The organism is Vibrio sp. L3-7, from assembly GCF_963898195.1.
GTDB classification, from domain to species: domain Bacteria; phylum Pseudomonadota; class Gammaproteobacteria; order Enterobacterales; family Vibrionaceae; genus Vibrio; species Vibrio echinoideorum.
Window position 1 is genome coordinate 242,227 of record NZ_CAWQUW010000012.1, and the last position, 22,920, is coordinate 265,146.

23 protein-coding genes and 1 riboswitch are annotated in these 22,920 nt (G+C 41.0%); of the genes, 9 read left to right on the forward strand and 14 right to left on the reverse strand.

What is annotated here, in order from left to right; all coding sequences use genetic code 11:
• The first annotated feature begins 116 nt into the window (after positions 1-116).
• The 5 genes from AACW75_RS10930 to AACW75_RS10950 all read left to right on the forward strand — a co-directional run bounded on the left by AACW75_RS10930 (position 117) and on the right by AACW75_RS10950 (position 6,846).
• On the forward strand, positions 117-1,679 hold the full coding sequence (locus AACW75_RS10930) for an arylsulfatase (protein ID WP_145568726.1): 1,563 nt from the start codon (positions 117-119) through the stop codon (positions 1,677-1,679).
• 416 nt (positions 1,680-2,095) lie between these two features.
• Positions 2,096-3,190 carry a cytochrome-c peroxidase gene (locus AACW75_RS10935; protein WP_145568724.1) on the forward strand — a complete coding sequence of 365 codons (1,095 nt, stop codon included), beginning with the start codon at positions 2,096-2,098 and terminating at the stop codon, positions 3,188-3,190.
• Positions 3,183-5,636, forward strand: a complete 2,454-nt coding sequence (locus AACW75_RS10940; RefSeq protein ID WP_145568722.1) for a hybrid sensor histidine kinase/response regulator — start codon at positions 3,183-3,185, stop codon at positions 5,634-5,636. The genes AACW75_RS10935 and AACW75_RS10940 overlap by 8 nt, the downstream gene beginning before the upstream one ends.
• Positions 5,637-5,644: 8 nt before the next feature.
• Positions 5,645-6,073, forward strand: coding sequence for a hypothetical protein (locus tag AACW75_RS10945; RefSeq protein WP_135456861.1), 429 nt, complete (start codon positions 5,645-5,647; stop codon positions 6,071-6,073).
• A 107-nt stretch (positions 6,074-6,180) separates the two neighbouring features.
• A complete protein-coding gene (locus AACW75_RS10950) occupies positions 6,181-6,846 on the forward strand; it encodes a DUF2057 family protein (protein ID WP_135456859.1) in 666 nt (221 codons plus the stop codon).
• Positions 6,847-6,959: 113 nt separating this feature from the next.
• On the opposite strand, the gene AACW75_RS10955 is transcribed toward AACW75_RS10950, so the two are convergent.
• From AACW75_RS10955 to AACW75_RS10975, 5 genes are all read right to left on the reverse strand, one after another.
• Positions 6,960-7,103 (reverse strand): hypothetical protein, encoded by a 144-nt coding sequence (locus AACW75_RS10955; RefSeq protein ID WP_017073978.1) that lies wholly within the window; start codon positions 7,101-7,103, stop codon positions 6,960-6,962.
• 153 nt (positions 7,104-7,256) lie between these two features.
• Positions 7,257-7,976, reverse strand: coding sequence for a Crp/Fnr family transcriptional regulator (locus AACW75_RS10960; RefSeq protein ID WP_135456857.1), 720 nt, complete (start codon positions 7,974-7,976; stop codon positions 7,257-7,259).
• Between the two features lie 384 nt (positions 7,977-8,360).
• Positions 8,361-9,374 (reverse strand): adenosine deaminase, encoded by a 1,014-nt coding sequence (locus tag AACW75_RS10965; protein WP_145568721.1) that lies wholly within the window; start codon positions 9,372-9,374, stop codon positions 8,361-8,363.
• An 89-nt stretch (positions 9,375-9,463) separates the two neighbouring features.
• Positions 9,464-9,563, reverse strand: a riboswitch (purine riboswitch).
• An 83-nt stretch (positions 9,564-9,646) separates the two neighbouring features.
• Complete coding sequence (locus AACW75_RS10970; RefSeq protein WP_145568719.1) at positions 9,647-10,087, reverse strand: GNAT family N-acetyltransferase; 441 nt, start codon at positions 10,085-10,087, stop codon at positions 9,647-9,649.
• Positions 10,088-10,239: 152 nt separating this feature from the next.
• A complete protein-coding gene (locus AACW75_RS10975) occupies positions 10,240-11,223 on the reverse strand; it encodes a DUF2860 family protein (RefSeq protein ID WP_145568717.1) in 984 nt (327 codons plus the stop codon).
• 202 nt (positions 11,224-11,425) lie between these two features.
• Between AACW75_RS10975 and AACW75_RS10980 the strand changes: the two genes are divergently transcribed.
• Entirely contained in the window at positions 11,426-11,923 is a 498-nt protein-coding gene (locus tag AACW75_RS10980; protein WP_135456849.1) for a fasciclin domain-containing protein, read from the forward strand.
• Between the two features lie 129 nt (positions 11,924-12,052).
• Here AACW75_RS10980 and AACW75_RS10985 read toward each other — a convergent pair whose 3' ends face one another.
• The 7 genes from AACW75_RS10985 to AACW75_RS11015 form a co-directional block, all read right to left on the reverse strand.
• Positions 12,053-12,352 carry a hypothetical protein gene (locus tag AACW75_RS10985; RefSeq protein WP_017073984.1) on the reverse strand — a complete coding sequence of 100 codons (300 nt, stop codon included), beginning with the start codon at positions 12,350-12,352 and terminating at the stop codon, positions 12,053-12,055.
• 130 nt (positions 12,353-12,482) lie between these two features.
• Entirely contained in the window at positions 12,483-12,740 is a 258-nt protein-coding gene (locus AACW75_RS10990; RefSeq protein ID WP_017073985.1) for a hypothetical protein, read from the reverse strand.
• Positions 12,741-12,901: 161 nt separating this feature from the next.
• On the reverse strand, positions 12,902-13,369 hold the full coding sequence (locus AACW75_RS10995; protein ID WP_145568715.1) for a GNAT family N-acetyltransferase: 468 nt from the start codon (positions 13,367-13,369) through the stop codon (positions 12,902-12,904).
• A 100-nt stretch (positions 13,370-13,469) separates the two neighbouring features.
• Complete coding sequence (locus AACW75_RS11000) at positions 13,470-13,784, reverse strand: cupin domain-containing protein (protein WP_145568713.1); 315 nt, start codon at positions 13,782-13,784, stop codon at positions 13,470-13,472.
• A gap of 90 nt (positions 13,785-13,874) precedes the next feature.
• Positions 13,875-14,378 (reverse strand): YgjV family protein, encoded by a 504-nt coding sequence (locus tag AACW75_RS11005; RefSeq protein ID WP_017073988.1) that lies wholly within the window; start codon positions 14,376-14,378, stop codon positions 13,875-13,877.
• 120 nt (positions 14,379-14,498) lie between these two features.
• Positions 14,499-15,299, reverse strand: coding sequence for a PhzF family phenazine biosynthesis protein (locus AACW75_RS11010; protein ID WP_102551774.1), 801 nt, complete (start codon positions 15,297-15,299; stop codon positions 14,499-14,501).
• A 278-nt stretch (positions 15,300-15,577) separates the two neighbouring features.
• Positions 15,578-16,228: a LysE family translocator gene (locus tag AACW75_RS11015; protein ID WP_017073990.1), complete on the reverse strand. Its 651-nt coding sequence runs from the start codon at positions 16,226-16,228 to the stop codon at positions 15,578-15,580.
• Positions 16,229-16,588: 360 nt separating this feature from the next.
• Here AACW75_RS11015 and AACW75_RS11020 point away from each other — a divergent pair, with 360 nt between their 5' ends.
• On the forward strand, positions 16,589-17,620 hold the full coding sequence (locus tag AACW75_RS11020; protein WP_145568711.1) for an ABC transporter substrate-binding protein: 1,032 nt from the start codon (positions 16,589-16,591) through the stop codon (positions 17,618-17,620).
• 3 nt (positions 17,621-17,623) lie between these two features.
• The gene (locus tag AACW75_RS11025) at positions 17,624-20,056 is read left to right on the forward strand and encodes a putative bifunctional diguanylate cyclase/phosphodiesterase (RefSeq protein ID WP_135456839.1); all 2,433 of its coding nucleotides are present in this window, start codon (positions 17,624-17,626) and stop codon (positions 20,054-20,056) included.
• A 419-nt stretch (positions 20,057-20,475) separates the two neighbouring features.
• Here AACW75_RS11025 and AACW75_RS11030 read toward each other — a convergent pair whose 3' ends face one another.
• Entirely contained in the window at positions 20,476-21,501 is a 1,026-nt protein-coding gene (locus tag AACW75_RS11030; RefSeq protein ID WP_135456837.1) for a diguanylate cyclase domain-containing protein, read from the reverse strand.
• A gap of 10 nt (positions 21,502-21,511) precedes the next feature.
• The gene (locus AACW75_RS11035) at positions 21,512-21,967 is read right to left on the reverse strand and encodes a hypothetical protein (RefSeq protein WP_145568708.1); all 456 of its coding nucleotides are present in this window, start codon (positions 21,965-21,967) and stop codon (positions 21,512-21,514) included.
• Between the two features lie 507 nt (positions 21,968-22,474).
• Between AACW75_RS11035 and AACW75_RS11040 the strand changes: the two genes are divergently transcribed.
• Positions 22,475-22,867: a c-type cytochrome gene (locus AACW75_RS11040; protein WP_145568706.1), complete on the forward strand. Its 393-nt coding sequence runs from the start codon at positions 22,475-22,477 to the stop codon at positions 22,865-22,867.
• Positions 22,868-22,920: the final 53 nt, after the last annotated feature.

The window sequence follows — 22,920 nt, forward strand, 5'->3', positions numbered from 1 at the left end:
CATTATAACAATTGGTTATAAGCACTATAAAAGGACGTAACGGAATTTTGAGAATAACATTTGTTTATCGATGTGTTGTTCTAACGCATTAATCTTAAAAGTAAATCGGAGTCCTTATGGGTACTAAAATTAATAAACTGGCATTAGGTGTTGGCTTATTAGCAGCTTCTTCAGCGGCAACAGCAGCAGAAAAACCAAACATTCTTGCTATCTGGGGTGATGACATTGGTGTATTCAACATCAGTGCATACAACAACGGTATGATGGGTTACGAAACACCTAACATCGACCGTATTGCTAACGAAGGCGCACTATTTACTGACCACTACGGTCAACAATCGTGTACTGCTGGTCGTGCTGCATTCCTAACCGGTCAAGAACCTTTCCGTACTGGTCTATTGACTATCGGCATGCCAGGTTCGGACCACGGTATCCCTGATTGGGCTCCAACGATCGCAGACCTTCTTAAAGAACAAGGCTACATGACAGCTCAGTTCGGTAAGAACCACATGGGTGACCAAGACAAACACCTTCCAACAAACCACGGTTTTGACCAGTTCTTCGGTAACCTGTACCACCTAAACGCGGAAGAAGAGCCAGAGACATACTACTACCCTAAAGACCCTGAGTTCCGTAAGAACTTTGGCCCTCGTGGTGTAATCAAATCGACTTCAGACGGTAAGATTGAAGATACAGGCCCTATGACGCGTAAGCGTATGGAGCATGCGGATGAAGAGTTCCTAGAAGAATCTCTAGCATTCATGGAAAAAGCAGTGAAAGCTGACAAACCATTCTTCATTTGGCACAACACGACTCGTATGCACGTGTGGACTCGTCTACAAGAAAAATACCAAGGCGCATCTGGTATCAGCATCTACGCTGATGGCATGTTAGAGCACGATGACCAAGTGGGTATCCTTTTAGACAAGCTTGATGAGCTTAAAATCGCAGACAACACTATCGTCATCTACTCGACCGATAACGGTGCAGAAACCGTATCTTGGCCTGATGGTGGTGCTACTTACTTCCACGGTGAAAAAGGTACAACTTACGAAGGTGGCATGCGTGTTCCTCAGCTAGTTCGCTGGCCTGGTACTATCAAACCGGGAACTAAGATCAACGACATCATGGGCCACCAAGACTGGATCCCTACTCTACTAGCAGCCGCTGGTGATGATAAAGTGGTTGAAAAACTTGCGTCTGATAAAGGTGCAACTTACAACGGTAAAAACTGGCGTGTTCACCTAGATGGTTACAACTTCCTACCTTACTTCCAAGGCAAAGAAGATAAAGGCCCTCGTGACAGCATGCTTTACTTCTCTGCTAACGCTGAGCTAAACGCAGTTCGTTGGAATGACTTCAAGATTTCGTTCGCAGTAATGGACGGTAACATTGTTGATGCAGTTCGCTTCCAACCAAACTGGCCTCAAGTAGTTCACCTACGTGCTGACCCATTCGAAAAAGCACCACACGAATCGGGCATGTACCTACGCTGGATGGCAGACAACATGTGGCTATTCGTACCAGTAGGCGGCAAAGTACAAGAGTTCATGAACACGCTACCTGACTACCCAATGCAGCAAAGCCAAGTGTTGAACCCTGGTAACTTCAACCAAAATGCTTACATGCTTCAAGGTAAACTTAAGCAACTAGAAGCGGCAGCAGCTCAAGCTAAATAAGCCCCTCTAGACCATGTAATTCAAGCAGTTTAGAAAGTACATGATGTAATACCAAAGCCGTGGTCACTCTATGCAGTTACCACGGCTTTTCTACGTCTGGCACTTGTTTTCTGCATCTGCATCTGTATCTGTATCTTAAAAATCCGAGTTTTATACAACAAGGTCTTTTCGAATTGACCGTTAGGTCACTAACTTGCCCTACGTAACGCGTTGTTTCTAACGATCCCCGTTCCTTGCCATTCAACGATTCAATGACTTCATCTTGCTCCTCTCCTATTGTTACACCATCTTCTTGCAACATCACCACTATGAAACTAAGTTTATAAATGTACACCTCTCATCCACAGGGTGAATAAGGTTTAAATCAGAAGGATTCTGACTTGCCAAAATTATCTAAACTAGATGGTACTAATACTATGAAAACGCCATATTTAGCAGTAATAAGCATCACTGTCATTTGCGTTTCAATAGGCCTACTGGTTTATGACGCCGCTTCTTTAAAGATGCACGCCTCATTTGAGCACCAAGAAAATCACTCTCATGCAAACGACCATGATGATTCGTACTCTTCAGAACACGACTCAAATACAGACTCACAAGATGCCCAACAAGCGGCATTTCCAGATCAACAAATCTTCCCAATTCCAGATTCGACCGAGATTAACAATGAACTTGCCAAGATAGGTTGGGCGCTATTCAAAGACCCTAACTTATCGTCGAACCGAAGTGTCAGCTGTGAAAGTTGTCATAGCCTGCAAACCAATGGCGCTGAAGTGATTCCTGTTTCCATTGGCGTAAATGGAGCAGGAATGCGAAATTCACTCACCGTTTTTAACGCTGCCTTTAACTACCGATTTTTTTGGGATGGTCGGGTGAATAACCTTGGCGATCAAATCGATGGTCCAGTACACAACGTTGACGAAATGGATTCAAACTGGAAACACATTACGGACTATGTATCTCAATCGGAGACTTACATCAGCCTATTCAAAGAACAATCGACAACCATCAACGAAGCTTCGATTAAGGCTGCACTTATTGAGTTCATGCAAGGGCTAACCACACCTGATTCTCCTTTCGACCAGTACTTGCGAGGCGATCATTCAGCGCTGTCCGATAAGGCCAAGCGAGGCTGGGAAACCTTTCAGAAGGAAGGTTGTATTCGTTGCCACCAAGGTACCAATATTGGCGGAGGAATGGTCATGCGATTTGGTTATTTTGGGTTATCAAAAACGGGTTCAGAACGAAGTGAAGACCAAGGTCGATTTATGTTTACAGGACAACCACAAGACAAGCACCTCTTCCGTGTCGCCAGTTTAAGAAACGTGGCGATCACTGCACCCTATTTTCATGATGGTCAAACTGAAACGTTAGAGGAAGCCATCAAAATCATGGGTGAAAGCCAACTCGGCAAGACATTTGAAAAACAAACCATTAACGAGATTAAAGTGTTCCTCGAAACCCTAACAGGTAACCGTCCTAAAATGTTAGTGGAGTTTGAAAATGAATAAGATAAGACTCATATTTTTATTCTTTATTTCGCTATTTGTGGGGCTGGTTAGCTTAATCATACTGACCTACTCTGAGCACGAGAAAGTATCGGAATATGGAGAATCTGTTCGAGAACTGGGGCATGAAGTTTTAGAAATGCGTGATCAGATAACCAACGCTGCTCTCGCTGATATTTCGAACCCTTACCAAATTTCGGCTGAGTTAGTCAGACTAGAAATAGAACTGCAAGAGTTAAAGGGTAACTATCAGGGTGAAAGCATCCACTCAACGTTCTTTCAAGACTTACAAACCACTCAATTACTTGAACGTTTCCACAAAGCCTCGATATCCAATGTCGATACGCTCGACAAGCTCGTAGGGTTGAGTGTCGCTCGTCAGTTCATACTGCAATCCCTAACGCTACAACTCATAGAGAGTCATTCAGCAAACCATCGTGAAGCAGCAAGCGAGCTTAATTCAGAAGAGTTAAATGCTCTCTCTACGCCGGATATCAATATTCAAAGTGAGCTGCTCGCTAGCGTGTTATTTTCAGGAAGCCAAATTCAACATCAAGAGATTAGCTCAGAGTTGGCGGACCTGTCTAAAACGTTCGCTGAACTCAATCAGCAACAAAGCCAGCTGTTATCTCAAGTTCTTTCGGTGCATAGCATGGAGTACCTTGAGCAAATTGAACACCAATTCACCGACCTTCAAGACCAATTAGAAGGCATCATGGTTAAACTCACCATCACACTAGCACTACTAACCTTCGTGTTCTCGTTCGCCATCTTTATCTTCCGGGTCTTTGAATTAAAACGAAACAACCTTGCCTATCAAGAAGCAGCAGACAAAGCAGAAAAAGCCAACGAAGCGAAGTCCTTATTCCTTGCCACCATGAGTCATGAATTAAGAACGCCGATGAATGGCGTACTAGGTATTGCTCAAATTATCAAAGAGGAATCGCAAAACACAGACACTCGTAAGCAAGCACAGATCATCATCGACTCAGGTCAGCACCTCGTCACCATATTGAATGACATTCTTGACTTCTCTAAGGTTGAACAAGGAAAAATGGAACTTGAATACAGCCCATTCTCAGTCACAGACGTGGTTACACATCTTGATAAAACATTGGCACCACTTGCAGAGGACAAAGGGCTCACTTTTGCCATCAAGGACAACATACCTACCAATATTCAGTTGGTGGGAGACCCCGCGCGTACGCGTCAGATCTTGTTTAATTTGGTAGGCAATGCAGTTAAATTTACTGAATCAGGTAAAGTCGAAGTTGAATTTTTGATTGCACAGACAATCCCGCCAAGCGTTAATATTTTGGTGACGGATACTGGTATTGGCATTGCAGCAGACAAGATAGACCATATATTCACAGCCTTTGAACAAGCCGAGCTTTCCACGACCCGTAAGTTTGGTGGCACAGGATTAGGGCTTTCCATTGTTAAGCAGTTAGTCGAACTGATGGGTGGTACAATTACGGTTACCAGTGAACTTAATCTAGGCACTCGATTTACCATTTCGCTTCCGCTTGAAATGCACGAACTCGAAGAAAAAGTCGTCGTTAAAACACCAACAAAAACCAATCAGGCACTCGACAACTTCTCGGTATTGTTAGTAGAAGACAATAAGATCAACGCAATGGTGATTAGGAAGTTTTGTGAATCTATAAACTTAACCGTCGAGAACGCCTACGACGGTTTGCAAGCCTTAGATAAATTGGCTTCAAACCAATATGACCTAATCATAATGGACAACCACATGCCGAACATGAGCGGTGTTGAAGCGATTCAAAAAATCCGCAAGGAACTTAAGCTGACTACCGTAGTTTTCGCGTGTACAGCCGATGTGTTTAAAGAAGCGCATGACGAATTTATCATGTCCGGGGCTGATTTCGTGCTCACCAAACCATTACAGAAAAACAGCTTACAAAACGCCATCAATGAGTTTCATCACCAGTTTGAGAGCAACCGACATAACTTGGTTAACGTACATAACTTTCCAGACAAAGATGAAAGCAACATCACTATATTAACGCGCCCACCCAAGAACAAACTTCCACTGACGGAAGAAGAGCTTTCTCGAAGCCATTTATTAGCCACAGGTAAGCTTAAATTAGATGAAAAACTCAAATGCTTAACGTCTCTCGTTGATGACCTAGAAAACGAAATTGATGAATTGATAGAGCTGTTCTCGAGCGCCAGACCCGATGACTTAAATAAAACTTTAAACGCAGTAATAAGCATTGCGTCAAAGTTTGAAATGACGGAAGTACTGGAACTTGCCACTTTCGCTGAACAGATAGCAGAGCGTCAAATCATGCCAGAAGCCGAATTAATCCAACAACTGATCAACCGTTTAATGGTCAACAGCCACCAAGCAACACGCCTAATAAACAAACTCAATCAACAACGTAAAACAGGCTCAATCAACAACGTAAAACGGGCTAAGTGAGATATCACATGACATGGAACTTCAATTTACCCAATACGCGATCAAACGTGCTCTTAGCCCTTGGTGCGACCATTATTTTCGCCGTCGATTACCATGTTCCTTTAGGCGTTGCTATGGCAGTCCCTTACATTACGATTGTGATACTCGCATCGACAACAAGAGACCCATTTTCCACAATCATGTGGGCAATCATCTGCACTTTACTCACCCTCTTCGGTTACTACTTGTCTCAATCGGGTAGCGAGACATGGTTTGTCGCTTTCAATCGAGTGATTACTATTTATGCCATTTGGGTTGCTGCTATTGTTCCTATGTACGTCACTCTTCAGCCGCCTCGAAACTCCCCTGAGAGCAATTTAGAAAATCCAGTAGAGGAAACGTTAAGACCGCACCATCGCGCGAACGAAAAAAACACGATTAATACGTTCAAAAATTAGGCTTAGGTTAAGTTTCGGTGAATTTTACCAAATCGAGACAAGACGACTTGAAATACTTCGTTCTGCATGAGATTGTAAAAATATCTCATTAAAATAACTGTATGATTATGAAGACAATCCGAAGTGTTGCCCTACTTTCAGCTATCGTTGCTGCACCAACAGTATTAGCTGATGTAACCATTAAAGTCCCTTCTAGCGCAGATGCCTTAATTGACGTCGTAGCGGTTAATGAGGCTAAACCTGATCTTGACGGTGGTTTTTTCTCTTCAAGTAAAACGATAACCGTTCCTGACGGTGTGAACCAAATCGTATTCAAATATCAACTTGCTTTTAGTCAAGGTAACGACCGTGAGTTTATCGATAGCGACGCAATAATTGCAACTTTTGATGCAGCAGACACTACATTGACGTTTGAAATGCCTAAATTCCGTAATGTATCGGAAGCGAAAAAAGGCTTTAATAACCTTGATTGGAAACTGATTGATGAGAACCAAAATGTAATCAGTGTTAAACAAGATAAGCTAGTCAAAGATGGTATGCAGATTGGTCGTAAATACCCTCAAGAAGCGAAAGAATACAACCAGAAAGGTGGTATTGCTGCATTGACGATGGGGACAGCAGCAGTTGCAACAACAGCGATTGTGCAACCTGTTACTTTACCCGCAAAGATTGATTCTACCGCAGGAAACACCGCTGAAGAGATGCTTTATTTCTGGTACGAAAAAGCTGACACTGAAACCAAGCAGAAATTCAAAGACTACGTGAACAAGTAAATTTATTTGGCTCATTAAAAAAAAGAAGCTGACATTTAATCAGCTTCTTTTTATCTAAAGATTTACTTCGTGTGAACGGAAAACTCATCCCGTCTTAATGGGTTAAGCCGCGTCTATTGCGACTCTCCATTCACCTTAGCAGGCCAACCCAACCCTTTATACTCAGCAGCCAGTAGGTAAGCACAACGACTCGAAATCGTCGTTTTAATCCAGTCACCAATTCCACACACTTTATATTCCAACACGGCCATCTTCATAACAGTACTACTCACTCAAATTTAAATTTATAAATATTGAGCTAAAGTTATCGCTATCAGTGATTTGTGTATGTTCCGAAAAGAACAAAAGGTGGTAGTTACCTACAAATAGCTACCTGTTTAGGCCTTTTTATCGAGAAAAAGGTATTCAAGCTATAACGGCTTCATCGCAATTACAGGGTCTCGTATCATTAAATTCATCGGTGAGATACGCTCGTACAAACCTTCAAAATCTGAGATAAACACCTTACCTCTTTGTATCGTCACTAAACCTTGTTGTTCAATACCTTTTAAAACTTCATTTAACCTCGGTCTCGATATACCGGTGATGGTACTCAGTTGGGTTTGTGAAATATTGATACTGACCGTCGCCCCAGTAATATTTGTCTGACGAGCAGCAAGTTCTAGAAGTACATAAATTGTTTTTTGCTCTTTTTCATGGATGGAAGCCAAAAAAGCCTGCATCCAGATAGATTGCGATTTGACCCCGCAGTGGAGTAACCATTTAAATACCATGCACTTTTTCTCAGCCAACTCTAACACCTTATCTGCGGGGAAAAATGCCATTGTAATCGGCTCAACTTCTTCTGCGACTGCAAATAAATTGTAATTAGCGTGAATGGTTAAAGCGCCTACCCAATCACCCTTACCGATCACACCGCCCGACAAGCTTTTCATGTTTTCAGTTGAAAAGCAGATACCTGCTGAGCCCTTAAGAATATAAAAAACGCCCGGTAGGTTTTGAAATTTTTTCGTAATTTCTAGGCTATGTATGCCCGTCTTTAAAACAGCAATTTCGAGCAGGCTGTCTATAAAGTCTTGTGGTAAATCACAAGGCCATTGTATCTGTTCACCTATTTGGGGGTCTAACAACGATTAACTCCTCGTTTAGATATATCTACGTGAGTACAACGCTATCTCACCGCACCTTTCCTAAATGTAGTCCATTACAGCTAATACCCAGAGATTATTTATCAAAAAAACCATACACCTTAGTATCTTAAGGCCTTAACGCAACTTAAAATCATGGACAAACCACTTTATAGTGTTCAGAAGTGACTAACTATTGACCTATATAGCCGTAATAATTCGCTTGTTGCACTCTCGTTTTTGGGGACTCGTTTTGGGGCATTCAGATTATTGACATTAAATTTATTGAAGACTCAATCGGTTGTCCCCCCTGTTTACTGAACGTAAACAAAAAACGACCAGCAATTGCCAGTCGTTTAAGTATATCCAATAGTAGAACTTTAAATACTAGATAGCACCAACCTCGGCGATATACGCGAACACAACATCACGATATTGTTGTTTCAACGATTCTTCGATAAAGCTCGCGTCGATCGCGTTTAAGCTGAACTGTGCTAGCTCTTGACGCGTAAGCTGATGAGCATTGCTAACAGCATTAAAGTTATCCGACATATAACCACCGAAATACGCAGGATCGTCAGAGTTGATCGTTACGGCAACGCCCTTCCTTAGTAGCTCGACAATATTGTGGTCTTCCATTACATCAAACACTCGCAGTTTAATGTTAGATAGTGGACACACGGTCAGCGGCATTTTGGTCTCAATCAATTCCGATATCAACGCTTCGTCGGTCATGCATTGCACGCCATGGTCTACTCGGCTAACACTGAGCATTTCAATGGCATCGACAATGTTCTGTGCAGGCCCTTCTTCACCAGCATGAGCCACTGTTAGAAAACCCGCTTGTTTGGCTTGTTGGAATACGCGTTTGAACTTCTCTGGCGGATGCCCGAGTTCTGAGGAGTCTAATCCAACCCCAATAATTTTGCTTTGGTGCTTGAGAATATCGGCGAACGTTTGAATAGCGCTCTCTTCAGATAAATGACGTAAGAAGCAAGCGATGATTTGAGAAGTGATCCCTAACTCTTTTTGACCACACTCGAGTGCGCGATAAATGCCGTTAATCACAGTATCAAATGCAATCCCACGGTCGGTATGCGTTTGAGGATCAAAGAAAATTTCAGTATGAATAACATTGTCAGCTTTACAGCGTTCTAGATAAGCCCATGTTAAATCGTAGAAATCTTGTTCTGTGCGTAATGCATCAGCACCTTGATAGTAAATATCGAGAAACGACTGGAGATCATCAAATTCGTATGCAAGTCTTAACTGCTCTGGAGATAAATAAGGCAGATCGATACCATTACGTTGAGCGAGTTTAAAAAGTAACTCAGGTTCGAGTGAACCTTCAATGTGTAAATGCAGCTCTACTTTTGGAAGCCCTTGGATAAATGCGTTCATATTTCACCTACAATGGATTTTAGGTGTGCACTTACTCGGAATAATAGACAGGATGTTTTTCGAACGCCATTACAAAGAGTAAGAACACAATTGTGATCTAAACCCTTCGTAATCAGCACTTTTCGGGCACTGGTAGAAACCCCCAAACCATATCATTGGGGTTATACGAAGCAAACGGTTGCTACTATACCGAATTAAGCAACGATGAACAGGTTTAAAGCGTGACGAACAGAATTAAATAGCGATGAACAGAAGCAATAGACAGTTCATTATCAAAGGTACTCAGGTCTAATCCTCGACATCAAAAGCATATCAATATATTTCCCACCTTTGAATGTACTAAGTCTTTTGGTGCCTTCTAACTGAAAACCGACGCCTTCATATAAAGCAATCGCACCGTGATTATCAGCATGAACTTCTAATTCAAGTCGAACGAGGTTAAGCCAGTTATCGGCCTGATTGATCGCTATCGCAAGGCCAGCACAATGTCTGTCTCTCATCTTGGTGGTCATGAATAAAGTAATGTGGCCCACGACTTTTCCGGACAATTCAGCAACCAAAGTGAAATGGTCTGAATGACCAAACAATCGCTCCACTTGATCAGAACTAAGGAAAGGCTTTTGTGAGGTATTCTCTAGTACTGATGAGTGTCGATAAATATCAAAAATATCTTGGTTGTCAGTGGGTTCAAGATGTCTGATTTGTATTTCCAAAGCGCTTCCTTACTATCTAATCCTATATGTAAACTACTTTTCATATTACGGATAGCAACGAGCACCTACAACCTTAAAGGTTATAAGTGCTCGAAATAATGAAACTCAAACCGAGTTTTAGGTTTAGCTAGTGCTTCGGCTATATGTAATCGTTAGAATTTATAGTCGACACCCACGCTCGCCAACACTTGTTCGGAATTATAGAAATCGATATTAGAATCAATACTTCTTAAGCCTAGTAATGTAATAAACGACCAATCTTCATAGCCCATCAAACTACCAAACTCGTATGCTAAAAATGCACCGTACTCATTCTCTTCACGAGCTTTTCCGTAAATCGGATTCGCTTCATCGTACTGACGATCATTGGCATCTAGCGTGACAACGAAGCCATGACGACCAATTCTCTTGGCGTAGTTTAATTCTAGTCCGTAACTATCAAAGCTGAGAGCTCCACCTTCTGCGTCTGAATTGAAATACACCATAGATGGAACGAACACATCAGCTTGGTTAGGTAAGATGAAGGGGTACCCTACTTTGACGTACACATAACTTCTCTCCCTATCCAAGAGCGCAACGTCTTCTGCAGATAAGCTTTGAGTTCCTGATAATTCATCATCAACATCAGATTCACCAATCGCGAAATCCGTTCGAAAACCCGTCCCACCAATGTTAGTAAGTTGCAATCGCCCAACATTACCTTTTACATCCGTTTCGCTGCGATTAACGCCGACCGCATAAGGGTCTGACCAAGCCTTACCAGAAATGAGCGTTGGTAGCACAGAGAAGTCTAAAATGGTGCCACCTGAGAATTGGTGTCGATAACCAATCTCAAACGCAATGGTACCTGTTGCAATATCCTCTCGCGTTGTACCTGCATAAACTTGGTGAGTCAGAGATTCACCAAAGGTGTATTGAACGGTTCCAAGAAAACCGAGTAACCCTTGGTTTTCGCTATCACCTTCCATGACATTACTTGTTTGGTTCGAATTTTGTTCGGTACTCAAATTACTACTATCCGAGTAGAAACCTGCCAAAACACTAAAGTTACCGCTGAAACCTTCATTAGGGGCAAGGCCACTATAAGCAGGCATTGAAGCAAATGCCGAAAATACAACCGGTAAAACAAACCTCATATTCACATCCACTATTTGAATAATTTCACGTTAACTATAAGTATAAAAATAGAATTATAACAAGTAATTAACTGTGAAAATTTATTCCCCCGGTGACTTTGACTGTCGAAGTAAACGGCTTGAGACGTCAATAAGTTGATCTATCGCTTTTAAGCTTTCGTAATACATCTCGGAAATAACAAACAAACTCAAGGACTACAATATGTTTAATAAATTAAGCAAGACTCTGTCAGTACTAGTAGCAACACTTCTTTTCACTACATTTGCTCACGCTAACCATCACGAAATGAAGAAAGACATCGTAGATGTGGCTGCAGAAAACGGTTCGTTCAACACGCTAGTCGCCGCAGTTAAAGCAGGTGGCCTTGTAGAAACATTAAAAGGCGAAGGACCATTTACTGTATTTGCCCCAACAGATGAAGCATTTGCTAAATTACCGGACGGTACCATTGAGATGCTTTTGAAACCAGAGAACAAAGACAAGTTGGTTGCAGTGCTGACTTACCACGTAGTAGCAGGCAAAGTAATGGCCGCAGATGTGATGAAAATAGACAGCGCTGATACAGTGCAAGGGCAAGCGGTAATGGTTAGCATAGATAATGGTGCCGTGATGATTAACAACGCAAAGGTAATATCAGCGGACGTAGAGGCTAGCAATGGTGTAATCCACGTGATAGATACTGTATTGCTACCTAAATAGAGCAGTCGAGAATAATCTATCAAGTAAAAATCGAAATTCGTTAAGGGTGTGACAAATTCACACCCTTTTAATTTATCTATAACAAGTCAATGTCGACATCAAAGCAACGATGTCTGTTAACAGTAGTTGTTATTGGATAAACAAACGCCCAAATATTAGAAATGCCGCCATCGACACAACCTTAGTAAATACTACAACCCAAATGCAGTCACCAATACTCGAATGGGTCGCCTTCCCAAGTAGAAAGACAAACAGGATCAATCCTAGAACCCAACCAACGGTCGGAATCAATGACACCAAAGCAACGATTACAGCAATAGTAAGAAGGGATTTAAAGTCTGCGACCACGAAAGACATTTTGGAGGCGATATACATACAGCATGCGGTTATTAATGCGTCCATCACAAACGCTAAAGCTTCGATTCCCACGTTACTTCCTTCACTCAAATTAGTTGTAGTGAATATTATCGCTAAAGTGATGATTTTTCTTTAAGAAGAGAACAAAAAGCAGGTGAAAACTGTAACAAAAATGAGATTACCATTCGGCTGAATGCACCGTTTATTTGTTCGAGTCTTCTAAGCCTTTCACCAACGCACTTGACCGAGCCTGATTTGCTTTTTGATAGGCATCAAAACCATCTTCGTGTTTAACTCCAAACAAACAAAGAAAAGAATTGATGACGAATGAAAAGAATGAGATGACGACGACAAAGAGAGGAAACAGCCCCGACACCCCAGCATCTAAGGCTAGAACGCCAACAGCGAAGGACAACATCGACACTAATGTATATAGTTTAGATCTACTCACATGACTCATGAACAACACTCCTTGTATTCACTCAATGTTTAGATTAGACAAATTACCTTGCACACAATTTGAACTCATCGACAATATCAATAGATCAGAAAAAGTTATCCTTAAAAAGGTTCATTAATATTTCAAAGTAGGTATCTATACTCTAAAGAACGATAGCCCACTTATTCGACTATCTTCTCCATCACGTAATTGGTGAGTTTTACGCCACGCATTTCAACTTCCTGCTCATTAACGACTTTAAAACCAAGGTGTTCATAGAAAGGCCTTGCGGTAATACTTACTTCAGAGAAATACCGCGATACACCACGAACACGACCAACAGCAAGAATATGTTCCATTAGCGCTCTTCCAACGCCTTTACCCTGGCATTCATGATGACAGAAGAAATGATCAATCAAGCCATTGGGTTGCAGGTCAGTATAACCAACAACGCAACCATCTAGCTCAGCCACAAAAGGTAGTAACTCATTCATGCGCTTTTGCCAAAGCTCAGAGTCAAAACCGTTTGGAGCCCAAGCCTCTACTTGCTGCTGAGAATAATCTCGAACATTAATGTTACGAACGGTATGAAAGTAAATCTCCCACAACGCCTTAGCATCACTGGTTTGGTAATTTCGGATTCTAACCACGACATAGTCCTTTCGTGTATTTAGGGTATTTAGGGTATTGGACAGGTAACGTATTGTCCCTATGTGCTCTCTAAATGAGTCGACTCTAGAACAAAGAGTTTCAACGATAAAACACAGCCAACCAAATCGTCACCATGTCTTTGTCCGTACCAATAACCTTGTGCTTTTCTCTTGCAGCAATGTTGATGTAATCCCCTTTAGACAAGGTAACAACACGTCCATCTTCAAACTCGATGATACCTTGACCTTCTATCACCATTACCCACTCATTCTCCTCTTGGTCATACCAACCCTCTTCTGGGGAACTGTGACCATGAGACAATATTCTTTCGATTCGAACACTGTCGTTCGCAAGCAGGTCATTGAATATTTCATTGGGCATCGACGAAGGAAAATCAGCGTAAATATTAGACATCGAACTATCCTAATCCTTGTTAACTGTAATCTGGTGCTGCGCTTTGAAGCTTGTGGTTCTTTAACTTAATAAACCGTAGAAAGCCGAAACCTAGGCAGCAACACTCTTTTTGAAGTAAAAACGGTAATAGCCCACTAAGTTACTGCATATAAACAGCGCTTCCATCAGTACGGCTGTTGGAGAGCCAACTAAGTAGTTGTGAACCAACCAAAAACTGGTTCCGATGATCATCAACTCTCTTAATCGACGGTCATCTTTATTGAAGGCTGCAAAGGTTTGAAATACGGAAGCAAAGCAACTCAAAATGCTTGTCAGCCCCGAGTAAGTCACGGCCGTTGCGACCACCGACATGGAACAGAACAAATATTTAAACTTAGACGATGTAGAAAACACGCTCGTTAAATAGCGAACAGTGGCAATCGTCATTAAGCTCGCCGCTGTCCATTGTTCGAGAAGAATAAAGTGACTCGAAATAAGCACACCAGCAAAGAACAGACAGGTAACGATTTTCTTCCTTTCCTTAAACTGAAATGACAAAAGATCGAAACAGATCGCAATCGCGACTAATACTTGAGAAAGATAAAAGGCTGACACGGTGATTCCTTCAATAATAACATTACGCCCGAGCCGTTTTGTTCAACCATGAATAGCCTAAGAAACTCTCTTGGTTAATTCAAAAATACGGTAACAGTGATTCAAAGCTTCAACAGGGATCTAAAGTTTCAACACACCACTAATCACAGTGATAGCAGAACCGATTAACTTTATTCGCCCGTTAGCTAATAACTCTGTCGACATATAGCCACCACGACGAGACGCCTGATAAGCATTGAAACTACTTTTGTTTAGCTTTTCTGCCCAGTGCTGCGTCAATGCACAATGTGCCGAACCAGTGACAGGGTCTTCATTAACACCCACCCATGGCGCAAAGTAGCGAGAAACAAAATCAAGTTCAGGATTTGATGGAACTGCCGTTACCACAACACCTCTACCATCCATGCGTTTCAAGGAGTCAAAGTTTGGCGACAAATCCAATAGAACGCGCTCATCAACGACTTCGATTAACTGCTTTGAATCAAACTCTCTAAATGAAACAACTTGGTTGAACTCCAAGCCAAGGTGTTCGAGCAATTCTTGATCGGGTTCCAGACTCGGCGATAAATGAGTGCTAGGAAAATCCAGCTCGATAGACGATTCACGAACCGTGGCAGATAATTCACCAGACAAAGTATCAAATACTACCTTATCACCCGTTTTCACTAACCCTTGCTCTTTCAATACGTGGACGGTTGCCAAAGTACCATGTCCACATAGTTTCACTTCTACTTCTGGCGTGAACCATTTAAGCGTCATAGTGTTAAGCACAAGAAAAGCCGTTTCTGATACCGCCATCTCTTCCGCTATTGAAAACATTAATGCTTCATTCAAAGGCTCTTGAGAAATACAAACCCCAGCAGGATTTCCTTTAAAGGCTTGGGTTGTGAACGAATCTACTTGATATATATCTAAATCCACAATGGTTCCTAACTCTAATATTGGATAACTATTGTTGCCTACAATAAGCACAAACACCCTGTGCTACAAGTATTTAACAACAACTTCATTAATACCTTATTTAAGAAGTAAGGAATGATAAACAAAGAGTTATGAAAAGAATTGGTGGATTAAATAGAAGGTTGAATATAGGGCAGACAAAAGATAAAACTTATCAGCCTTGTAGGAAACAAGCACACGTTCGCAGCACATAGGCATTGTATCGTGCCACAAACGTAGGTTACTCAGTAATGATGACTCTACTGACGTACCAGAGCAGATTTCACAATGGTCAAGCCAAGCAGTCCCAACATTACTCCTGTCACTTTATCAATATAGTAAGCAACACGCGTAAACTCTCGACGAACTTTAGGTGCCGATAAAAGGAATATGATTGCTGCATCCCAGACAAATACAACCACCGTCATCCAAACTCCCAGTCCGAGCTTGAACATAAAGCTTACATCATTATTCAATACCACTGTGAATAAGCTTAAATAGAACAAGAGATTTTTGGGGTTGAGGGCTCCTGATAAGAAACCAGTGATGAACTCCTTTAGGAAAGTCGTTTGGCTCGATGCATTTTCTGGTACCACATCTATATTGTTGTAATTACATTTCTTCGCTCTTATTGCTTGAACAGCAAGATAGACAAGAAACAATCCACCAACAATTTTCAGAGCAATCATAACGGAAACGGATGCCGCTAGAATCGACCCTACTCCAACCAAGCACAAAGCAATATAAACCGCATTCGCACTGGCAATACCGAATGCAACACCTAATGCTTTTCTTCCCTTATTTCGAACGGCACTCTTCACCACTATCACAAAGTCAGGCCCGGGACTCAACAGCGCTAGAAAGTGAGCAATCGCCACGGTAACAAAAATTCCGACTAAACCTGCATCCATAAATCAATATCCTTATTGTAAAAATTAATGCATTATTATTGCATAATTATTAGAGTCTGGGTTTTATTGGTTAAGTGTTAATGTTTAGATACGAAGAGAATCAGACAGACAACACGTTTTCATCAGTCTTGTTAGGTGCGAGACTTCCTAATAATAAGCTTTTCAATATTTAGATTATCAAACCACGATTTAGCTTAGTGAGCTTTTGACCAAGGCTCAATAACTCGCTTATTTGGAGTCAGAAAATTGTTGTTCACGTGCAATGCATTAGGTTGTACTAAAATAAGAGGCCTAAATTTGAACTATGTCTCAAGAATTGGGCTACGATTTAATTAATCACAGTACGAAAGGAATCCGTCAGTGAAAACATTCTATGTTTCAATTGTTGCGTCATCATCCTTTTTAACTGGCTCTGCACTTAGCCAAACCCATGAAATTTATCTCTACAATTGGGATGAGTTTTTATCTGATCGTGTTATTACTCAGTTACGCGATACTTACGATATTTCGCTGAAACAACAGTACTTCTCTGATGAGTCAATAAGAGATGAAGTTTTGTTGAGCGAACGTCGAGGCGCTTTTGAACTAGTTATTGTAGAAAGTGTAAAACTTAAAGCGTTAGCCGAACAAAATCTATTCCACAACCTCCAAGACTTGCAACAATCCATTGCAGGAAACTTTGATTCTAGATGGGTTGATGGATGTGGAGATTACGGTATCCCTTATGCTTGGGGGACATCAGGTATCTTGTATCGAAGCGATAAAGTTGCTACTCCCGAATCTTGGAATGCCATTCTTGATCCCGACACAAAAGCCAGTGGCAAAATAAGTATGTATTACGAACCAACAGATTTAGTAAGTACTGCACTGTTGGCACATCAATTTGATCCATTCACGAACAACGAACAAGAACTGCGCGTTGCGTATAAAACCCTACAAACACAAAAGCCGCATCTTGAAAGCAACGAATACGTTATCGACTACATACACCAGCCTGAACGCCTCTTAAACATTGACCTCGCCTACGGTTATTCAGGCGATAGCTATGCACTCAATGATGCCGATCATGGTTCATCTTGGGCATATGTCGTGCCTCAAGAAGGAACAACTTTGTGGCTAGAGTGTATCGCAGCAATTAACAACGGAGCCTTATCTTCACAAGCCACCACAATAATGACATTCTTATCTCAACCCAATATCGCCGCTCAAAACGCGATGGATTCATGGTTTGCAACCCCTAGTACAAAAGCAAAAGAGCTGACCTCTCAAGAGTATCAAAATGACCCTGAACTTTTTCCTAGTAAAGAGATATTAGATCGCAGCTACCTCTATAAACAATTAGAACCTAATAGCATTCAAATTCGTAACCGTATTGTCGACAGCCTGAGATAATTGATGCCAGTATTGAACAAGCTGTATTTCGTACTCATACCAACACTGCTATTTGTCTTTACGATAGCGGGAATGGTCACCTATAATTTCGCATCAAACCATGCGAAACACATGTACCTCGACAAAGTACAATCTGACGTTAACACTGCGTTAGTTGCTGCTGAGTATGAACAACTCGGTTTGTCTTTGTTAGTTAAAGATATCGGGTCGTCGTTACAGTTTCTTCGCTACATTCAAAACCCTGGTGATTACACCACCCTGTCTCTCCTTGAAAAACGAGTACTGCGCGTAATAAACCAGAACCACGTTAGCCAATTTGGACAACGTAATATCTACATCATAGATCCCAAGTTTAAATTAACACTGTCTACATTAAGAGCCGACCCTTTCGAAGGGTTAAAAATTCCCGATAATATTTATGAAAAAATCTTCGACATATATACTTCATTGATAAATAAGAACGAACTATCAAACGAAGGTTTTTCTTATATCTCAGTCAGTGGTGAGCTTAGGTACGCTTATGTTGCTGCAATTGATCCTTATTTACTCCCTCAGGATAAACGTGCAAATAACAGTTTAAACCGGTACATATTGATTGCCGACGGGCCCTTAAAGCAACTCTCTAGCTTGTTAATCAAATACAACGATGATGACAATATGCAGCTATTGATTGAACCTTCATCAGACGTTGCCAACATCGAAAATACTCAGTTCGTCATCAAGTCCATTGAACAAACTAACGAAAGCATCAATGTACAGATGACAAGCCGTCATCTCATTGCTCAAGTTAACATTCGCGAGAAAAAGTTTAATCATGAGAAAGCCATCATCGCCAAACAGACCCTACTTGGCTGCTTAGTTACTCTCTTTATAATCATGTTAATTGTCCACCTGGTTGTGCGATACCAACTTGTACGGCCCCTCAAAGGCTTATTGCACGAGATATCTATCGGTGGGTTAAAGCTTCGTTATTTCAAGCGGTCGTCTGGGCAAAGTGAAATTGATGGCTTAAAGAACGCGTACATTGACTCGTTGACGGAATTAAAATTCGAAGCTGAGTTTGATCAACTCACTAAGTTAGCCAACCGACGTTCGTTCATACGTCACCTTGATGTGCGTTTAAAAAGTTCAATGAACTCACGTTGTTACCTGGTTTGTTGGGATATCATCGATTTCAGAAAGATCAATGACTTATACGGCGCAAAAGTAGGTGATAATGTGCTAATTAGCCTAGCTAAAGCATTGAGAGAAACGCTACAGAACCAACAATCGTCTTTGGGCTTTAGTTGTAGTGATTATTCTCTTGCAAGGCTCGGGGGAAACCAGTTTATTGCCATATTGGAAATCGATGAACATCAATCGATAAGCGAAGAAATTGAGAACATCAACAACACACTGACCGGAACCACTTTCCTTGATTACTATGGATTTAGGCTCTCGGTCGCAACAGGCGTATTGCCTGTCGACACACCAAAATTTGAAGAGATTTGGCATCGATGTATTGATGAGATGTTGATCAATGCTAAGTCTCACAGTGATGGCGAAAGTCGCGTTATTTACGGCGAAGAGTTATTGCACACATTAGAGCGACATGATGTCATCGAGAAAAGGCTTTTGGAATGTTGTGAAAGTGACAATTTTGAACTCCGTTTCATGCCTATTCTCAATGCCCAAACACTTCACATCGATGGCGCAGAGTGCCTTATCCGTTGCCCTGCTTTGTTTAATATTAATGCCGGACCCGATGAATTCATTCCTGTCGCTGAAAAAAGTAATCTAATTTCAAAACTCGACATGTGGGTGATTAGTACCGCAATCAAGAGCTATAAAGAGCTGTCAGAGGTTCACAAGTACGAAGGTACCTTATCCATCAACATTTCAGCAATGGAGTTATATAACCGCAATTTTGCAGATAACATTCGTAAAGTTCTTGAACGATATCAAGTGCCTCCGGCCAAGATTATTATCGAAATCACCGAGACCAGTTATGTCAAAAGTACGAAACTTACGGTTCAAACTATTGAAAGCCTCAGAAGCTTAGGACTAAAAGTGTCCCTCGACGATTTTGGTACTGGTTACACCGCATTTAATCAACTTCTCCACTACCCTGTGGATGAGTTAAAGGTGGATAAGAGTTTTATCGATAATATCGTAAACGACAAAGCCGGCCGCAAGATGGTCGAATCAATGATTAACTTAGGCCATTCTTGTGACACTTTAGTTGTCGGTGAAGGTGTGGAATCAATAGAGCAATACCGACATCTCAAAGAGGCGAACTGCGATTTGATACAAGGTTACTTATTCAGCCAACCATTAACATACCTTCAATTTATCGAGTTTGTTCGAGACCATAATCCTCAGGAAATCTTAGACCCTCAATCCACTGTAGATTCTAGTCCTGACGAAAGAATTGTTTCTCTAACTCAGAAAAAATAACCTCAATACATCGCTTCATATTTTCGAACTCGTATTGGTTGACACTATTATACGCAGCGCAGAGAGTTCGCCATCTCATCCATCTCATCCATCTCATCCATCTCATCCATCTCATCCATCTCATCCATCTCATCCAAGATAAGGTCTGAAGTGAACAAATCAAATCTGACGTGGCTCTTATGGTCAAAATTAGACGAATGAATAATCTAACGAACGAATAATCTAATTGAAGCGATATCAAGTAGTCGATAAAAACGTTAAGCGACTAAATAAAAGATTGGACACGAGCGATACATTGCTCAACCTAAACGCGACTTAACGAAGAGGAACCGAGCAAAGCGATTAATGAATGGAGCTGAATGGGGATAATGAACTAAACAGCTCAGGTAAACTCAATAATGCTCTCATATGAAAGAGCATTAACCTTGCATGGTGGTAACCAACTCCATCATGTCTTTAGAACTTATATTTTTCTTATGTCTTACTACAGCGTCAATCATCAATTCTAGATTACCTGCCGAAATATAATCACTGAGCACCTCGTTAAATTTCTCCTGTATTTCACCACTCGCATGTAAGTGATCAGGGATAAAGAACAAAAACTGACTACCACTACTACGAAACGAAATAGCACTTTCAGGGATCTTTGCCGTAAGAGACTTAGCGGCTGAACTCACGACTAAGTCGCCATATTCGAGCCCATACTTTTGATTAATCTCGCTAAGATTTCTGATTCGCACGAAGTACAGATCGAAGTTGTTGTCTCTCGAGTAATTATTTTTTACAAATTTCATTAGCGAGACTCTATTATGAAAGCCTGTAATGCAATCGGTCGAACGGAGTTTTCGTTTAGCGGAAAAATCGATATAAAAAATGGCTCCCGTCATCATCAATATTAAAACAAGAAACGCACTACTGATTTGATGAACCATGACCAATTTGTCGACCATGGAGGTGTTTTCCTCTATCACTGGGCTTTGTAGGCGAAATTTTTCATTAATAAAGCCCACCAACGTGTGATAACAAATATCGATTTTTTTCTGTAACGACTCTTTAGGAAGGACACCTTCGTTGACTAGCTTAATTGAAGACTCTAACGCCTTAAACTTTTCAAACTCTGTTGTAAAGTAAGGTCTAAAGTTGGCTGACTTAATGAAGTTAGACGATTCAGTGCTGTTTATTAAAATATCAAAACGACTCCAAGTGATGTCGTAAGCTAACCACAATTCATCGTAATCTATCTTGTTAGATTGGCTGACCATCAAGAAGTTGGCGTATTCTTTAACTAATTGAAAAACAAACCATGTTGCTTCGTTCTGCCTATTGGAGAAGCTTTTATTGATATCATTTATCCGAGTAACACTGTAAATATTAATAGTAAGAGCGGCCACCGATAAAAACAAAATAACGACTTTAATGGCCGCCAAAGACAACAGCTTTTTCATAGTCAAACCTCTACAGATGAATATCTCTTATCTGCCAAATCATCTTGGCATGGAAATCCGTATTGTTGATGCTTGGATTTGAAGAAAGTGGATAGATCAACCAATAAGGACCTTTATCTCTTACTGACATAAACTCACCATTTTGTTTGATAGCGATAATCGGATGGTAATCGTCAAAATCTTCTTTAGGTACGGCAATTTTATAATCGTTCAATGCCACAAACGTCACTTGCGACGATATTGGTAAATCAATGGTTTCAAGAATCGTTTGTAACGTCACACCACTGTAAACCGACTTACCATCAACCCAAGGTAGCGAAGTGGTGATTTCTTTTTGAGGCATTAAAAGAAGCTGATCCCTGCTTAACTCATGTTTTTGACCTAAGTGATCGAAAACCGTTAACTCTGAGGCGGCAAAATTGGAAAACGAAAAAAGAGAGAAGGCAAACAAAAGTACAGTTCTCATTCTAAACTCCATTTAAAAAGGTCACTAAATTCAGTCTAGCCTATATTGAGCATTTGACTTGCCTCGCTATTAGCTAATTTTTCAATCACATAGCTTTCACGCTAATCATATAGCTGTCACGTTAATCAAATAGCTTTAATGTTAATCGTATAGCTTTCACATTAATTAAAGACTCTCCTCAGCTTTTTCATCAACACCGTATTCAAATCCGCAGTGCGACGTTTCTTACCCTTCAAACACTCTCTGTTTAACGATGTTTATTATCAAAACACTACTTTTCGAACCCGGTAAGTAATCCAATTGACCAGGTAAATACGTATCAAGTTATAAATTTGATAATAAATATGGCTCAACAAGTAGCGGGAATACTCAACGCTGCATAACCTTTAATCGAACGAATCTATATTTTGAGCCTTTCCAATAGCTTTCGTTCAGGTTGTCACAGCCAAGCAACACCGTTCTTAAACCAAGAATCGCTTGTTAACTTTAGAACCAAGGGAACCAGTAATGAGTTTAAATACACACAAGTTTAACCCCATAACCGCACTTTCCGTCCTTTTAATGACGCTCGTAACGCATCCAGTTTATGCAGAAGTCGATAATGAAAAATTCGAATTAGGTAAACAAAAAGCCAAGGTATGCATGACCTGTCATGGCGAAGATGGTATCTCGACACAAGATCCCTACCCTAACCTTCGAGGTCAGAAGGTCGGTTATCTCATTTCTTCTTTAAAAGATTACCAAACCAGAGAAAGAACCAGCGGTTTGGCGATACTTATGCAGCAACAAGCCGACACGCTTTCCGATCAAGACATCCGAGATATTTCGTATTTCTACTCTCAATTAGGTCTCGAGGCACAGATGGATAAAGACTCTCAACTAGGCCACGAATCTCAATAAAGATGCACAGACCAGTATTAAAGAACAACTAGACGACGATTCAAAACTTTAGG

Excerpts from the sequence above, each read along its gene's own strand:
- AACW75_RS10930 (WP_145568726.1), top strand. The coding sequence starts at position 117 with ATGGGTACTAAAATTAATAAACTGGCATTAGGTGTTGGCTTATTAGCA.
- AACW75_RS10935 (WP_145568724.1), top strand. The coding sequence starts at position 2,096 with ATGAAAACGCCATATTTAGCAGTAATAAGCATCACTGTCATTTGCGTT.
- AACW75_RS10940 (WP_145568722.1), top strand. The coding sequence starts at position 3,183 with ATGAATAAGATAAGACTCATATTTTTATTCTTTATTTCGCTATTTGTG.
- AACW75_RS10945 (WP_135456861.1), top strand. The coding sequence starts at position 5,645 with ATGACATGGAACTTCAATTTACCCAATACGCGATCAAACGTGCTCTTA.
- AACW75_RS10950 (WP_135456859.1), top strand. The coding sequence starts at position 6,181 with ATGAAGACAATCCGAAGTGTTGCCCTACTTTCAGCTATCGTTGCTGCA.
- AACW75_RS10955 (WP_017073978.1), bottom strand. The coding sequence starts at position 7,103 with ATGAAGATGGCCGTGTTGGAATATAAAGTGTGTGGAATTGGTGACTGG.
- AACW75_RS10965 (WP_145568721.1), bottom strand. The coding sequence starts at position 9,374 with ATGAACGCATTTATCCAAGGGCTTCCAAAAGTAGAGCTGCATTTACAC.
- AACW75_RS10975 (WP_145568717.1), bottom strand. The coding sequence starts at position 11,223 with ATGAGGTTTGTTTTACCGGTTGTATTTTCGGCATTTGCTTCAATGCCT.
- AACW75_RS10980 (WP_135456849.1), top strand. The coding sequence starts at position 11,426 with ATGTTTAATAAATTAAGCAAGACTCTGTCAGTACTAGTAGCAACACTT.
- AACW75_RS10990 (WP_017073985.1), bottom strand. The coding sequence starts at position 12,740 with ATGAGTCATGTGAGTAGATCTAAACTATATACATTAGTGTCGATGTTG.
- AACW75_RS11000 (WP_145568713.1), bottom strand. The coding sequence starts at position 13,784 with ATGTCTAATATTTACGCTGATTTTCCTTCGTCGATGCCCAATGAAATA.
- AACW75_RS11015 (WP_017073990.1), bottom strand. The coding sequence starts at position 16,228 with ATGGATGCAGGTTTAGTCGGAATTTTTGTTACCGTGGCGATTGCTCAC.
- AACW75_RS11025 (WP_135456839.1), top strand. The coding sequence starts at position 17,624 with ATGCCAGTATTGAACAAGCTGTATTTCGTACTCATACCAACACTGCTA.
- AACW75_RS11030 (WP_135456837.1), bottom strand. The coding sequence starts at position 21,501 with ATGAAAAAGCTGTTGTCTTTGGCGGCCATTAAAGTCGTTATTTTGTTT.
- AACW75_RS11035 (WP_145568708.1), bottom strand. The coding sequence starts at position 21,967 with ATGAGAACTGTACTTTTGTTTGCCTTCTCTCTTTTTTCGTTTTCCAAT.
- AACW75_RS11040 (WP_145568706.1), top strand. The coding sequence starts at position 22,475 with ATGAGTTTAAATACACACAAGTTTAACCCCATAACCGCACTTTCCGTC.